General features: G+C 73.4%; 10 protein-coding genes and 1 riboswitch. Of the genes, 3 read left to right on the forward strand and 7 right to left on the reverse strand.

Annotated elements, in window-relative coordinates:
- Positions 1–31: 31 nt before the first annotated feature.
- Complete coding sequence (locus ACW14Y_RS33840; protein WP_456984625.1) at positions 32–1345, reverse strand: PRC and DUF2382 domain-containing protein; 1314 nt, start codon at positions 1343–1345, stop codon at positions 32–34.
- A 163-nt stretch (positions 1346–1508) separates the two neighbouring features.
- Positions 1509–1612: riboswitch (glycine riboswitch) on the forward strand.
- 241 nt (positions 1613–1853) lie between these two features.
- Here ACW14Y_RS33840 and gcvP point away from each other — a divergent pair.
- Positions 1854–4754, forward strand: coding sequence for an aminomethyl-transferring glycine dehydrogenase (gene gcvP, locus ACW14Y_RS33845; RefSeq protein WP_380300585.1), 2901 nt, complete (start codon positions 1854–1856; stop codon positions 4752–4754).
- Positions 4755–4968: 214 nt separating this feature from the next.
- On the opposite strand, the gene ACW14Y_RS33850 is transcribed toward gcvP, so the two are convergent.
- Complete coding sequence (locus tag ACW14Y_RS33850) at positions 4969–5160, reverse strand: DUF5999 family protein (RefSeq protein WP_266273201.1); 192 nt, start codon at positions 5158–5160, stop codon at positions 4969–4971.
- Between the two features lie 395 nt (positions 5161–5555).
- Positions 5556–6176, reverse strand: a complete 621-nt coding sequence (locus tag ACW14Y_RS33855; protein ID WP_380300583.1) for a hypothetical protein — start codon at positions 6174–6176, stop codon at positions 5556–5558.
- Positions 6177–6538: 362 nt separating this feature from the next.
- Between ACW14Y_RS33855 and ACW14Y_RS33860 the strand changes: the two genes are divergently transcribed.
- Positions 6539–8044 (forward strand): glutamate--cysteine ligase, encoded by a 1506-nt coding sequence (locus tag ACW14Y_RS33860; RefSeq protein WP_456984626.1) that lies wholly within the window; start codon positions 6539–6541, stop codon positions 8042–8044.
- A gap of 127 nt (positions 8045–8171) precedes the next feature.
- Positions 8172–8960, forward strand: coding sequence for a CPBP family intramembrane glutamic endopeptidase (locus ACW14Y_RS33865; protein WP_380300579.1), 789 nt, complete (start codon positions 8172–8174; stop codon positions 8958–8960).
- 71 nt (positions 8961–9031) lie between these two features.
- Here ACW14Y_RS33865 and ACW14Y_RS33870 read toward each other — a convergent pair whose 3' ends face one another.
- The 4 genes from ACW14Y_RS33870 to ACW14Y_RS33885 all read right to left on the reverse strand — a co-directional run bounded on the left by ACW14Y_RS33870 (position 9032) and on the right by ACW14Y_RS33885 (position 13336).
- A complete protein-coding gene (locus tag ACW14Y_RS33870; protein ID WP_456984627.1) occupies positions 9032–9562 on the reverse strand; it encodes an HAD domain-containing protein in 531 nt (176 codons plus the stop codon).
- Between the two features lie 165 nt (positions 9563–9727).
- A complete protein-coding gene (locus ACW14Y_RS33875) occupies positions 9728–11008 on the reverse strand; it encodes an MFS transporter (protein ID WP_380300575.1) in 1281 nt (426 codons plus the stop codon).
- A gap of 71 nt (positions 11009–11079) precedes the next feature.
- Positions 11080–11781 carry a dienelactone hydrolase family protein gene (locus tag ACW14Y_RS33880; protein WP_402724150.1) on the reverse strand — a complete coding sequence of 234 codons (702 nt, stop codon included), beginning with the start codon at positions 11779–11781 and terminating at the stop codon, positions 11080–11082.
- Between the two features lie 142 nt (positions 11782–11923).
- Entirely contained in the window at positions 11924–13336 is a 1413-nt protein-coding gene (locus tag ACW14Y_RS33885) for a sugar porter family MFS transporter (RefSeq protein ID WP_380300571.1), read from the reverse strand.
- Between the last annotated feature and the right edge of the window lie 36 nt (positions 13337–13372).

Raw genomic sequence — 13372 nt, forward strand, 5'->3', positions numbered from 1 at the left:
TGATCGGCCGGGGTCCTGTCGTTCCGGTGGGTCAGGCGAGCGGTCGCAGCGGAGCCGGGCGGGCCTGGTCCTCGACCGCCGGGTGGGCGGCCTGACGGGCCGGCGCGTGCGCGGCGGACGGCGCCGGGGTCGAAGCCGCCGAGGTGTTGTCGTGGACCTCGACGTGCTCGCGGCGCAGCTCGTCCCGGACCACCTCCTCGGCGGTGTACCGCTCGACCACCAGACGGACCCGCTCGATCGGCGCCAGGTACTTGCGGACCACCGGGCGCTCCTCGCGAAGGGTCACCTCCTCCACCGCCTCGGCGATGTCCTTCTCGCTGAGCGCGGCCCGCTCCGCGTCCCCGACCGGCATCCGCTCGACCCGGACCCGCTCGCGGACCACCGCGACCCGCCGCTCCACCGGCTCGCTGGTGACGTACTTGCGCAGCTTGGCGGTGCCCAGCACATGCCACTCGGTGGTGATGTCCAGGCGCTCCTCGCGGCAGGTGATCTCCACCGGGCCGCTGGGGGAGGAGGCGGCGGGGTCGGCCTCGGGGCGCGCGGTGCCCGCGGCGGGAACGGCGGCCGGGGCGGCCGACGGGGCCGCCGGGGTGTGCGGACGCGGCTCGGCGGCCTGCGGCGGGGCGGCGGGTGTCGTGGTGGTGGGCAGGGGCGTGGCGAGGGTCCGCACGGGGGCCTCCGGGGCGGGGTCGGACGGCTTGCCGAGGTCGGCGGCCGGGCTCGGGACGGGGGTGGGGGACTGGTGGAGGCCGAGCGGCTTGGCCGGATGCGCGGTGCCCGTGCCGTTGGTCGTGCCGGTGCCATGGGTGCTGCTGGTGCCGTTCGTGGTGCTCGTGGCGTCGGCGGCGGCCGCGCCCACCGCGGCCGTGCCGGCTGCGGTGCCCCGGTCGGCGGTGGTGCCGAAGTCGAGGTCGGCCGCTTCGGAGCCCGAGCCGTCACCCGCCGACGGCCGGCCGTCCACCGGGGTGTCCAGCCCGTAGTAGCGGTAGAGCTGGAGCTCCTGGGCGGGCGACAGGTGCTGGCCGACGCCGAAGTCCGGTGATTCCTTCACCAGGGACTTGTCGTACGGCACCCGCAGCTCGTCGCCGGAGAACTCGCTCGTGGTCAGGGGGACGAAGGCGTCCCGGCCGAAGATGCCGGTCCGCACGGCCGCCCACTCGGGGCGGCCGGTGGCGTCGTCGAGATACACCTCGTCGATGGTGCCGATCTTGTCCCCGTTGCGGTCGACCGCCTTGTGGCCGATGAGGTCCCGGGGGTCGATGTCGGTCTGCACTCTTTCCTCCAGTGCGGTGATCCTGCGGAACTCCCGCAGGACGACGGCCGGCCCGCCCGCCCGGTCCGCCACTTCACACCAAAAGCCATGAACCGGACCCGCGCGACCGGGGCGGGGCCGGACGGGCGCGGCACTGAGCCGTTGGGGGCAGGCCGGGCGAGCGGGCCCCGGCGGCGAAGTGACCGGACGCACCCGTGATCGCCGCGCCTCCCGCTGGTACCCTGGGCGCGACCGCCGAGCCCGCGCGGGAGAGTCCCCGGCAGTGGAAACCGCTGGTCGGGGCGCCGAAGGAGCAACTCCTCCCCGGAATCTCTCAGGCATCCGTACCGTGCGGGATAGGTCACTCTGGAAAGCAGGGCAGGAACGCGGGCGAGGGAGCCGGCGGACCCCACCCTCACCGACGGTGCAAGCCGGCGGGGCGTCCCACGGCGCCTCCGCGCGGGCGAAGCTCTCAGGTCCCGATGACAGAGGGGGAGGCCTGTCGGGTTCGTCCGACCGGGTCCTCCGCTGTTGTCCGCAGCGGCGAGGCAGCCCGGCGTGCGCACCCCCGCCGGTCCGTGACCAGGAGGCCTCGACCACCATGAACGCCCAGCCGAACTCGGGACGCCCGACCACCCCCGCGACCCTCACCGAGCTCGAACAGGCCAGCCCCTTCGAGAACCGCCACATCGGCCCCGACGCCGCCGCGCAGGAGAAGATGCTGGCCCACGTCGGCTACGGCTCGCTGGACGAGCTGGCCACCGCCGCCGTTCCCGAGGCGATCCGCTCGATCACCGCGCTGGACCTGCCCGACGGCCGCTCCGAGGCCCAGGTCCTGGCCGAGCTGCGCGAGCTGGCCGACCGCAACTCCGTCCTCCGGTCGATGATCGGCCTGGGCTACTACGGCACCTTCACCCCGCCGGTGATCCTCCGCAACGTCATGGAGAACCCGGCCTGGTACACCGCCTACACGCCCTACCAGCCGGAGATCTCGCAGGGCCGCCTGGAGGCGCTGCTCAACTTCCAGACCCTGGTCGCCGACCTGACCGGCCTGCCCACCTCCGGCTCCTCGCTGCTGGACGAGGGCACCGCGGCCGCCGAGGCGATGGCCCTGGCCCGCCGTGTCACCAAGGTCAAGGGCGGTGTCTTCCTGGTCGACGCCGACACCCTGCCGCAGACCGTCGCGGTGATCAACACCCGCGCCGTGCCGACCGGTGTCGAGGTCGTCGTCGCCGACCTGTCCGAGGGCATCCCGGCCGAGATCGCCGAGCGCGGCGTCTTCGGCGTGCTGCTCCAGTACCCGGGCGCCACCGGCGCGGTCCGTGACCTCGCCCCCGTGATCGAGCAGGCCCACGGCCTCGGCGCGATCGTCGCCGTCGCCGCCGACCTGCTCGCGCTCACCCTGCTGAAGTCCCCGGGCTCGCTCGGCGCCGACATCGCCTGCGGCACCTCGCAGCGCTTCGGCGTGCCGATGGGCTTCGGCGGCCCGCACGCCGGCTACCTCGCCGTGCGCGCCGACTACGCCCGCTCGCTGCCCGGCCGCCTGGTCGGCGTCTCCGTGGACACCCACGGCAACCGCGCCTACCGCCTGGCCCTGCAGACCCGCGAGCAGCACATCCGCCGCGAGAAGGCCACCAGCAACATCTGCACCGCCCAGGTGCTGCTCGCCGTGATGGCCTCGATGTACGCCGTCTACCACGGCCCGGACGGCCTGGCCGACATCGCCCGCCGCACCCACCGCTACGCCGCCGCGCTGGCCGAGGGCCTGCGGGCCGGCGGCGTCGAGCTGCTGCACGGCGAGTTCTTCGACACCGTCACCGCGGTCGTCCCGGGCCGCGCCGCCGGGATCGCCGCCGCCGCCCGCGCCAACGGCATCAACGTCTTCCAGGACGGCGAGGACCGGATCTCGGTCTCCACCGACGAGACCACCACCCGCGAGGACCTGGCCGGCGTCTGGGCCGCGTTCGGCGTCGAGGCCGTCGAGGTGGCGGAGAACGCCGACACCCTGCCGGCCGCGCTGCTGCGCGAGGACGAGTACCTGACCCACCCGGTCTTCCACAGCCACCGCTCCGAGACCGCCATGCTGCGCTACCTGCGCCGTCTGTCGGACCGGGACTACGCGCTGGACCGGGGCATGATCCCGCTGGGCTCCTGCACCATGAAGCTCAACGCCACCACCGAGATGGAGTCGGTGACCTGGCCGGAGTTCGGCCAGCTGCACCCCTTCGCCCCGGTCGACCAGGCCGCGGGCTTCCTCACCCTGATCCGCGGCCTGGAGCAGCAGCTGGTCGAGGTGACCGGCTACGACGCCGTCTCCATCCAGCCGAACGCCGGTTCCCAGGGCGAGCTGGCCGGTCTGCTGGCCGTCCGCGCCTACCACCACGGCAACGGCGACACCCAGCGCGACATCTGCCTCATCCCGTCCTCCGCGCACGGCACCAACGCCGCCTCCGCGGTCATGGCCGGCATGCGGGTGGTCGTGGTCAAGACCCTGGTCGACGGTGACGTCGACGTCGAGGACCTCAAGGCCAAGATCGAGCAGCACCGCGACAACCTGTCCGTGCTGATGGTCACCTACCCGTCCACCCACGGCGTGTACGAGACCCAGATCACCGAGATCTGCGGCCTGGTGCACGAGGCCGGCGGTCAGGTCTACGTCGACGGTGCCAACCTCAACGCCCTGGTCGGCCTCGCCAAGCCGGGCAAGTTCGGCGCGGACGTCTCGCACCTGAACCTGCACAAGACCTTCTGCATCCCGCACGGCGGCGGCGGCCCCGGCGTCGGCCCGGTCGCGGTGCGCGAGCACCTCGCGCCGTACCTGCCGAACCACCCGCTGCAGCCGGAGGCCGGCCCGGCCACCGGTGTCGGCCCGATCTCGGCCGCCCCGTGGGGCTCGGCGGGCATCCTGCCGATCTCCTGGTCCTACGTCCGGCTGATGGGCGGCGAGGGCCTCAAGCGCGCCACCCAGGTCGCGGTGCTGAACGCCAACTACATCGCCAAGCGGCTGGCCCCGCACTTCCCGGTGCTCTACACCGGCCCCGGCGGCCTGGTGGCGCACGAGTGCATCATCGATCTGCGCCCGCTCTCCAAGGAGACCGGCGTGACGGTGGACGACATCGCCAAGCGCCTGATCGACTACGGCTTCCACGCGCCGACCATGTCGTTCCCGGTCGCCGGCACGCTGATGATCGAGCCGACCGAGTCCGAGGACCTGTACGAGATCGACCGGTTCTGCGACGCGATGATCGAGATCCGGGCCGAGATCGAGAAGGTCGGCTCGGGCGAGTGGGACGCCGAGGACAACCCGCTGCGCAACGCCCCGCACACCGCCGCCACCCTGGCCGGCGACTGGGCGCACGGCTACTCGCGACAGGAGGCGGTCTTCCCGGCCGGCGTGAACCCGGCAGACAAGTACTGGCCGCCGGTCGGCCGGATCGACGGCGCGTACGGCGACCGCAACCTGGTCTGCTCCTGCCCGCCGATGGACGAGTACGGCGTCTGATCCCGGCGCGCCGTCCGGAGTGGACGGCGAAGGTCGAACGACGACAGACAGGGCCCCGGCGGTGCTTCCGCCGGGGCCCTGCCCTGTGGTGCTCCGTGGTGCCCTGGTGCGCCCCGTGGTGCTCGGCCGAGCCGGTGGCCGCGGCCGGTACGGCCGGTGCTGCCGGGCTGCGGCCGGGGTGGCCGGTGGGTCGGCCCAGGGTCGGTCCGGCGGCTCAGACCGCGCTGGCGGCCGGCCGGCGCGGGGCGATCACCCGGCCGTCGGGCAGCAGCTCGCCGGTGTCCTCGAAGAGCAGGACGCCGTTGCAGAGCAGGCTCCACCCCTGTTCCGGGTGACAGGCCACCGGGACGGCGGCCTCGCGGTCCTCGGACTCGGCCGACGGACACTCAGGACGGTGCTGGCACATACGCGTACCCTCGCTTCGCTCCGCGATCCTCCCCGTGGTGCGGTGCCGCCGGCTGGCCGTCGGGCGCCGCCGCGGCGGTCGGATCCTGTCCTGCGCCGGGCCAGGTGTGGACCGGCGCTCAAGTGGGTAGGACAGGGGGTCCTTCCACGCTGGTTCCCAGTGTCGGCATCCCGGGACCCGCGCGCAGCGATTTCGTGACACGCGCCACAACCCCCGGCCAGAGATCACCCGTTCAGGTGGTGAGCGGCCGGAATCGATGCCGGACGGGCCATGGGGCGGACGGTCCGTCCGGGTCATCCGGGATGGCCCGGACGGGTGGGTCCGGACGGGTGAGCCGAGCGGGTGGGTGCGCGCGGGTGCTCGGCGACGGGTCCGGCCGGACGGTCGGCGACGGGTCAGAGCGCCCCGGAGGCGAGCCGCGCCGGATCGGCGGGGGTGCCGAGGAGCACCGGGCGGGTGAGCGGCGAGCGGGCGAGCGGACCCCGGGCCAGCACCGGCAGCAGTTCGGCGGCCGGGTGGGCGCGGTGCGCGGTGACCCCCATCGGTGCCGGGGCCAGTGGGATCAGCAGATCGGCGCCGGGGCCTCCGTCCGGACTGTGCAGCCACAGCGCCGTCGCGTACTGGCCCGGGAAGGTCAGCAGCCTCGGCTGGCAGCGGGTCCGGGAGGACTGGGCGAGCTGCCACGCCTGGCGCAGCGCTCTGACGGTCGAGTCCAGATAGGGGCCGGCGGTGAAGTGCGAGAAGGTATGGCCCTCGGAGCCCTGCACCACCTCGGCCGCTGCCGCGACCTCGGTGCCGTCCTTGATGAGGAAGCGCCAGCCGGTCCGGCGGGCGGCGGCGAGTTCGGCCCGAGGTCCGTCCAGGACGTGGACGGCGAGCGGGTGTGCGGGGAGGAGCGGCCCGGTCGGACGGCGCAGCGCGGCGGCGGCGGGCTGGCGCAGCGCTGTCTCCGAGTCGAGCGCGGCAAGCACCGCGCGCAGGGCACTGGGCGGGGGCTGGGGTGTCTGCAGAGTCATGGCAAGGTCGCCTCTCCGTGCGAGATCGGCGTGCGAGTGCGGCATACCGGCATGGCGGGTGCGTCGGCGGTGACGGGACCTGGGCCTTGTCCGGTTGGGCAGGATCGCGGTGCCGGTGCGGCGGTCGTCCTCGGGTCTCGGGCGATGACCGGCCGCGCCGTGGCGCAGTGCGAATTCTACTCGAACAGGTGCGCAGGGTGACCTGTTTATCACAGGCGGTGGCGTCGGGCAAGTCGGCAGTTGAGCTGAAATGGCGTCAGTTCCCTTGCATTGCAAGCCATTCGAAGCATTCGGGTATCGATCTTCGGGGTGGGCATGATGCTTGCACGGTCGAGGGCCGGCCGGCTCAGGAGGAGGGGACCATGGGCGAGAAGGTCGTGGCGACTCGAGCGGAACTGTCGGACCGGCAGATGTACCGCCGCAAGCTCCAGTCCTGCCTGGAGACGCTCGGCCGGATGCTCCGCGAGGACCGCTTCGACCGTCCGAAGGCCGTGATGGGCCTGGAGATCGAGCTGAATCTGGCCGACGAGCAGGGCCTCCCGATGCTCAACAACGCGCAGGTGCTCACCTCCATCGGCTCCGCCGACTTCCAGACCGAGCTCGGCCGCTTCAACATCGAGGTCAACATCGCGCCGCACCGGCTCGGCGGACACGTCTTCGAGGAGTTGCGCGAGGAGATCGACACGGGCCTGCGCTACGCCGACCGGCGGGCCGGGGAGGCCGGTGCGCGGATCGTGATGGTCGGCATCCTGCCGACCCTGGAGCTCGACCACACCGGGCTCGACGCGATGTCCCACAACCAGCGGTACAGCCTGCTCAGCGACCAGATCCTGGCCGCCCGCGGCGAGGACATCACCCTGGACATCGAGGGCGTGGAGCGCCTCGAACTGGACTCGATCACGATGGTCGCCGAGGCCGCCGCGACCTCGCTCCAACTCCACCTCCAGGTGACCCCGGAGCGGTTCTCCTCGGTCTGGAACGCCGCCCAGGCGATCTGCGGGCCGCAGCTCGCGCTGGGCGCCAACTCGCCGTTCCTGTTCGGCCGGGAGCTGTGGCGGGAGACCCGGCCGGTGCTGTTCCAGCAGGCCTGCGACACCCGTTCGGCGGAACTCAAGGCCCAGGGCGTGCGGCCGATCACCTGGTTCGGCGAACGCTGGGTGGACTCGGCCTACGACCTGTTCGAGGAGAACCTGCGGTACTTCCCGGCGCTGCTGCCGATCTGCGACGACGAGGACCCGGCGAAGGTGCTGGCCTCCGGCGGGGTGCCGCGGCTCGCCGAGATGCGGCTGCACAACGGCACCATCTACCGGTGGAACCGGCCCGTCTACGACGTCAGCGGCGGCGTGCCGCACCTGCGGGTGGAGAACCGGGCGCTGCCGGCCGGGCCCACCGTGGCCGACACGCTCGCCAACGCCGCCTTCTACTACGGCGTGGTGCGGGTACTGGCCGAGCAGCCCCGGCCGATCTGGACCAGGCTGCCGTTCGAACTGGCCGACGAGAACTTCCGGCAGGCGGCCCGGCACGGCATCGACGCGGTGTTCCAGTGGCCCCGGTCCGGCCGGGCCGGGCGCGGCGGCGGGCCGACCACGATCTCCGCCGTCGACCTGGTGCTCAACGAACTGCTGCCGATGGCCCACCAGGGGCTGGACGCGTGGGGCGTGGAACCGGCCGACCGGGACCGCTACCTCGGCATCATCGAGCAGCGCTGTCTGCGCCGGATCAACGGCGCGTCCTGGCAGAGCGCGACCTTCCACCGGCTGCGCGAGCAGTACGGGACGGACCGGCCGTCCGCGCTCGCGGCGATGACCCGGCGCTACATGGAGCACATGCGCGGCGGCGAGCCGGTGCACACCTGGCCGGTGGGGTAGGACTCCCGGTTCCGCACCCGGGGCCCGCGCGGCGGGCTGTGGCAGGATGACCGCTCCGGTCCGCCGCCGCCGTCCGGCGGTGGCCGGAGCACCGTCCGCCCGCCGCCGTCCGCGCTGGAGCACCCCCGTGACGACCGTTCCGACCGCACCGGAGACCGCGAAGCCGACCCGTCGGCTGCTCGGTGTGGAACTGCTGACCGTCCTCGGCCTCTCGCTCGGGGCGAGCGGGATCGGCGCGCTGATCAGCTTCACCGGCTCGCTCACCGAGACCCTGAAGCTCGGCCAGCAGGTGGCCACCCTGAACGGCTCGCGCGCGCCCGGCCGGCCCTGGCTCGACCTGGTCTGGCAGCTCTACTACATCGGCCGCGGGCTGATGCCGGTCGTGCTGGTCGGCTATCTGCTGGTCCGCGAGGACGTGTCGCTGCGGGTGCTGGGCTTCGACCTCGGGCAGAAGCTGCGCGACCTCGGCCGCGGCGCGGCCGTGGCGGCGGCGATCGGCGGCTCCGGGCTGGTGCTCTACCTGGGCTCGCAGGCGGCCGGTTACAACCTGACGGTCGCACCGTCCGGGCTGCCCGACGTCTGGTGGCGGATCCCGGTGCTGCTCCTCTCGGCCTGGCAGAACGCCATCCTGGAGGAGGTCGTCGTCCTCGGCTACCTGCTGCGCCGGGTGACGCAGCTGGGCTGGACGTGGCCGGCCGCGGTGGCGGCGAGCTCGCTGCTGCGCGGTTCGTACCACCTGTACCAGGGGGTCGGCGGGCTGGTCGGGAACATCGTGATGGGTGTGGTGTTCTGCCTGCTGTACCGGCGGTGGGGGCGGGTGATGCCGCTGGTGGTGGCGCACGCGCTGATCGACACGGTGGCGTTCGTCGGGTACGCGCTGCTGGCCGGGCACGTGAGCTGGCTGCCCACCCCCTGACCGGGGAGGGCGCCGCCGGGCCGGGGGCGTCGGCCGGCTGTCCGGGAGCGTCAGCCGGCTGACCGGGAGCGTCAGCCGGCTGTCCGGCGCCTGACCGGGGACAGCGCGCCGGGGCGCGGCGGGCGGGCCAGCAGCCGGTCCACGTGGCGCCGTTCGAGCCCCTCGCCGGGGTCGATCGGCAGCAGCACCCGGTCGCGCCGCCAGAGCGAGCCGCGGACCAGACGGGGCGGGATGACGTCGTCGATCCAGGCGAACGGGCGGCCCGCCGCGTAGCGCAGCAGGGGTGCCCACTTGCGGGCCGAGAAGAGTTCCATCAGCGGGACGCGCGGGTCGCCGGGCTGCGGGACGTAGCCGGTGAAGCGGACGAAGGGCAGCTCGGGCAGGCCGATCGCCGGGGAGATGTGGGTATTGGCGTGTTCCTCCCACGTGGTTGCCCAGACCAGTTCGTACGTCCCGGCCAGTTCGCGCAGCCAGCTGCCGTGGCGGGTGGAGAGCAGCACGGTGTAGCCGAGCAGGGTGTGGGCGTCGAACCCGGCTCCGGGGTGGGGGCAGACCGGGTTGAGCACGCCGTCGACGTCCAGGAACAGCAGTGGCTTCGGCATCGGGCGCCCCCCAGGTCTCGTGCGTCGTCACCTGGTCGGACGAGCCGAGGCCCCCGGTGGTTGCCCGGCGAAGGGCGCACGCGGGGGCGCACCGGGGGCGCTCGGAGTGGGCGCGAACCCGGCGGAGTGGGCCGCGGTCCGGGCCCACGGTGTTGTGATCCGGCCTCACCGCGCCGTGACGGGCTCCGGGAGGACGTCGGCGGCGGGCGGTTCGGTGGGGCGTCGGGAGAGCCGGCGGACCTGCGGTTCCAGCAGGACGGCGGCGCTGAGCACCAGGGAGACCACCGCGCAGGTCCAGAGCGCGCCGGGGAGGCCGAGCAGGTCGGCGGCCGGGCCGGCGAGGGCGGTGCCGAGCGGTGCCAGCGAGAGCGAGCCGAGCTCGTCGTAGGCGGCGACCCGGGAGAACGCCTCGGCCGGGATCTCCTGCTGCAGCGCGATCATCCAGTTGACGCCGAAGACGGTCACGCCGACGCCGGAGAGGAACATCGCCGCGCAGAGCACCGGCAGCGGTGCGGACACCGCCAGGGCCAGCGCGGGCACACCGAACAGGAACACGCCCCAGTTGCCGACCAGCAGGATCCGGCGCGGCTGCCAGCGGACCATCAGCACACCGGTGGCGACCAGGCCCACGCCGTAGGCCGCCATCGCCAGGCCCCAGTCGGCCGCGCCCCCGAGCCGCTCCTTCGCCACGGCCGGCCCGTACACCGCCTCCACCGCGCCGACGCAGGCGACCAGCACCGAGAACTGGAGCACGACGACCCAGAGCCAGCGGCGGGAGGAGAACTCGTGCCAGCCCTCGCGCAGGTCGCGGAGCATGCCGCCGCCCTCGGCCGGGGCGCCCGGCGCCTGCGGTTCGAGCAGGAAGCGCAGCGCGGCGGCGGCCAGGAAGCAGGCGGCGTCCAGGGCGAGCACCCACCCGGCGCCGACGGCCGCGGTCAGCGCGCCGCCGAGCGCGGCGCCGCCGATCTGCGCGCCGTTGAAGCCCATCCGGTAGACCGAGAAGGCCCGGGCGGCGTGCTCGGGGGTGACGCTCTCCAGGATCATGCCGCCGGAGGCGGGGGAGTAGAAGGCGTATCCGGCGCCGGCCCCGGCCGAGAACAGCATGAGCTGCCAGAGCGTCGGTTCGCCGGTCAGGACCAGGAGGGCCAGGGCGCCCTGGGAGACGGCGCTGAACAGGTTGGCGCCGACCATGACGTGGTGGCGCGGCAGCCGGTCGGCGAGCGCGCCGCCGATCACCAACAGCAGGACGGTGGGCAGCAGCCGGGCCGCGGTGACGTAGCCGACGTCGGCGGTCGAGCCGCCACCGTCGAGGATCGCGAAGGCGGTGGCGATGGGGGCGCCGGCGTTGCCGAGCCCGCTGACCACCGTGGCGGCGGTCTGGATCCGGAAGTTGCGGCTGGCCCAGGCGAAGCGGCCGGCGGGCGGGGGCGGGGTTCGGCTCTGCACTCCGTGACTATGCCGGGGCGGGTGGTCCGTGTCCATCCGATAAACGGACCGGTGCCGGTGCCCCTCGGGGCTCAGCCCAGGTGGCCCCAGAGGAAGGCCAGGGTGCGCTTCCAGGCGATCGCGGCCTGGAGCGGGTCGTAGGTGCCGAGCACGTTCTCCTCGTTCATGAAGGCGTGCCCGGCCGGGTAGAAGTGGAACTCCGGGCGGACGTCGGTGGCCTCGCCGATCCTGATCGCGGCCTCGTCGACGGCGGCCATCGGGAGGTACTGGTCCTCCTCCCCGTAGTGGCCGAGCACATGGGCGGTCAGGCCCCGGTACTCGAAGTCCGGGTCGGGCGGCAGACCGTAGAACGGGACCGCCGCCGCCACCCGGTCGCCCTCGGCGGCGGCCAGCAGCAGGGCGAAACCGCCGCCCATGCAGAAGCCGACCACCCCGACCGCGTCGCCGACCACGCCGTCCAGGCCGAGCAGCAGGTCGACCGCGCCGCCGAGGTCCCGCACCGCCTGCTCGACCGGCAGCTCGCGCTTGAGCCGGGCGCCCTCGGCGCTGTCGTGGGTGGTCGCGCCGCCGAAGAGGTCCGGCGCGAGGACGGTGAAGCCCTCGGCGGCGAACCGGTCCGCGACGTCGGCCAGGTACGGGGTCAGGCCCCACCACTCCTGGACCACCACCAGGCCGGGGCCGACGCCCTGGGGAGGGCGGGCCAGGTAGCCGTGGGCCTGGCGGTCGCCGCTGGGGAAGGTGACGTTCTGCCGGGAGCCGCCCTGGTCAGGCATGGCTTCCTCTCGGGGGACGGGCCGCCGGGCGCGGCGGCGGGTCGGGGCCGGTGCTGTGCAGGCGGCCGGTGCCGGTGCTGGGGCCGGGCCGGTGCCGGGTCGGGGGTCGGTGCTGGGGGTCGGTGCCGGGGCGGGCGGGTGGTCAGCCCATCTCCTCCAGGGCGCGGCCCTTGGTCTCCTTGATGCAGAAGGCCACGAACGGGATGGAGAGCAGCGCGAAGACCGCGTAGATGACGTAGGTGGCCGAGAGGTTCCAGTCGGCGAGGTCGGGGAAGCTGACGGTGATCGCCCAGTTGGCGATCCACTGGGCGGAGGCGGCGACCGACAGCGCGAGCGCGCGGATCCGGTTGGGGAACATCTCGCCGAGCAGCACCCAGACCACCACGCCCCAGGAGAACGCGAAGCAGAACACGAAGACGTGCGCGGCGACCAGTGCCACCGTCGCGTAGGTGTTGTCCAGGGTGGCGGAGTCGCCGGTGCCCTGCCGGTAGGAGAACGCCCAGGCGGCGGTGCCCAGTGCGAGGGCCATCCCGGCCGAGCCGGCCAGGGCGAGCGGCTTGCGGCCGATCCGGTCGACCAGGGCCATCGCGATCACCGTGCCGATCACGTTGACGATCGAGGTGGAGAGGCTGATCAGCAGCGAGTTCGACTCGTTGATGCCGACCGACTGCCACAGGAAGGAGGAGTAGTAGAAGATCACGTTGATGCCGACGAACTGCTGGAACACCGAGGCGCCGATACCGACCCAGACGATCGGCAGCAGCCCGAACCGGCCGCCCAGCAGGTCCTTGAGCCGGGGCTTGTGGGTGGAGGCCAGCACCGAGTGGATCTCGGTCACCCGGGCGTCGAGGTCGACACCCTCGCCCTCGACCTCCAGGAGCACCTTGCGGGCCTGCTCCTCCCGGTTGTCGGCGATCAGATAGCGCGGCGACTCCGGGATGGACATCGCCATCAGTCCGTAGACCAGGGCCGGGATCGTCTCCACGCCGAGCATCCACTGCCAGGCCTGGATGCCGCCGAGGTGGCCGGTGGACTCGCCGCCGGCGGCCTGGTTGAGCGCCCAGTTGGCCAGCTGGGAGACGGTGATGCCGAGCACGATCGCCATCTGCTGGAACGAGGCCAGCCGTCCCCGGTAGGCGGTCGGGGCGACCTCGGCGATGTACGTCGGCGCGATCACCGAGGCGATGCCGATCGCCACGCCGCCGACCACCCGCCAGGTGGCCAGCAGCTCCAGGTTCGGCGGGAACATCGAGCCGAGGCCGCTGATCGCGAACAGGGCCGCGGCCAGCAGCATGGTGCGCACCCGGCCCAGGTGGTCGGCGAGCCGCCCGGCCACGACCGCCCCGGCCGCCGAGCCGAGCAGGGCGATCGCGACCACGAAGGCCGTCGTGCCGTTGCCGACCCCGAAGTGCTTCTGGATGCCCGTCACCGCGCCGTTGATCACGGCGCTGTCGTAGCCGAACAGGAACCCGCCCATCGCGGCGGCGGCCGAGATGAAGACGACGTGCCCGAGGTGCGCCTCGCCGGAGGCCGGATGGGTCTGGGTCCTGGACACGCACGCTCCCCGGGTCGACGGTCCCGTCCGCGCGGC

Source organism: Kitasatospora sp. cg17-2 (assembly GCF_054031055.1).

What these genes read in the sequence shown, in the direction of transcription:
- gcvP (WP_380300585.1), top strand. Translation starts at nt 1,854, where the DNA reads ATGAACGCCCAGCCGAACTCGGGACGCCCGACCACCCCCGCGACCCTC.
- ACW14Y_RS33850 (WP_266273201.1), bottom strand. Translation starts at nt 5,160, where the DNA reads ATGTGCCAGCACCGTCCTGAGTGTCCGTCGGCCGAGTCCGAGGACCGC.
- ACW14Y_RS33855 (WP_380300583.1), bottom strand. Translation starts at nt 6,176, where the DNA reads ATGACTCTGCAGACACCCCAGCCCCCGCCCAGTGCCCTGCGCGCGGTG.
- ACW14Y_RS33860 (WP_456984626.1), top strand. Translation starts at nt 6,539, where the DNA reads ATGGGCGAGAAGGTCGTGGCGACTCGAGCGGAACTGTCGGACCGGCAG.
- ACW14Y_RS33870 (WP_456984627.1), bottom strand. Translation starts at nt 9,562, where the DNA reads ATGCCGAAGCCACTGCTGTTCCTGGACGTCGACGGCGTGCTCAACCCG.
- ACW14Y_RS33880 (WP_402724150.1), bottom strand. Translation starts at nt 11,781, where the DNA reads ATGCCTGACCAGGGCGGCTCCCGGCAGAACGTCACCTTCCCCAGCGGC.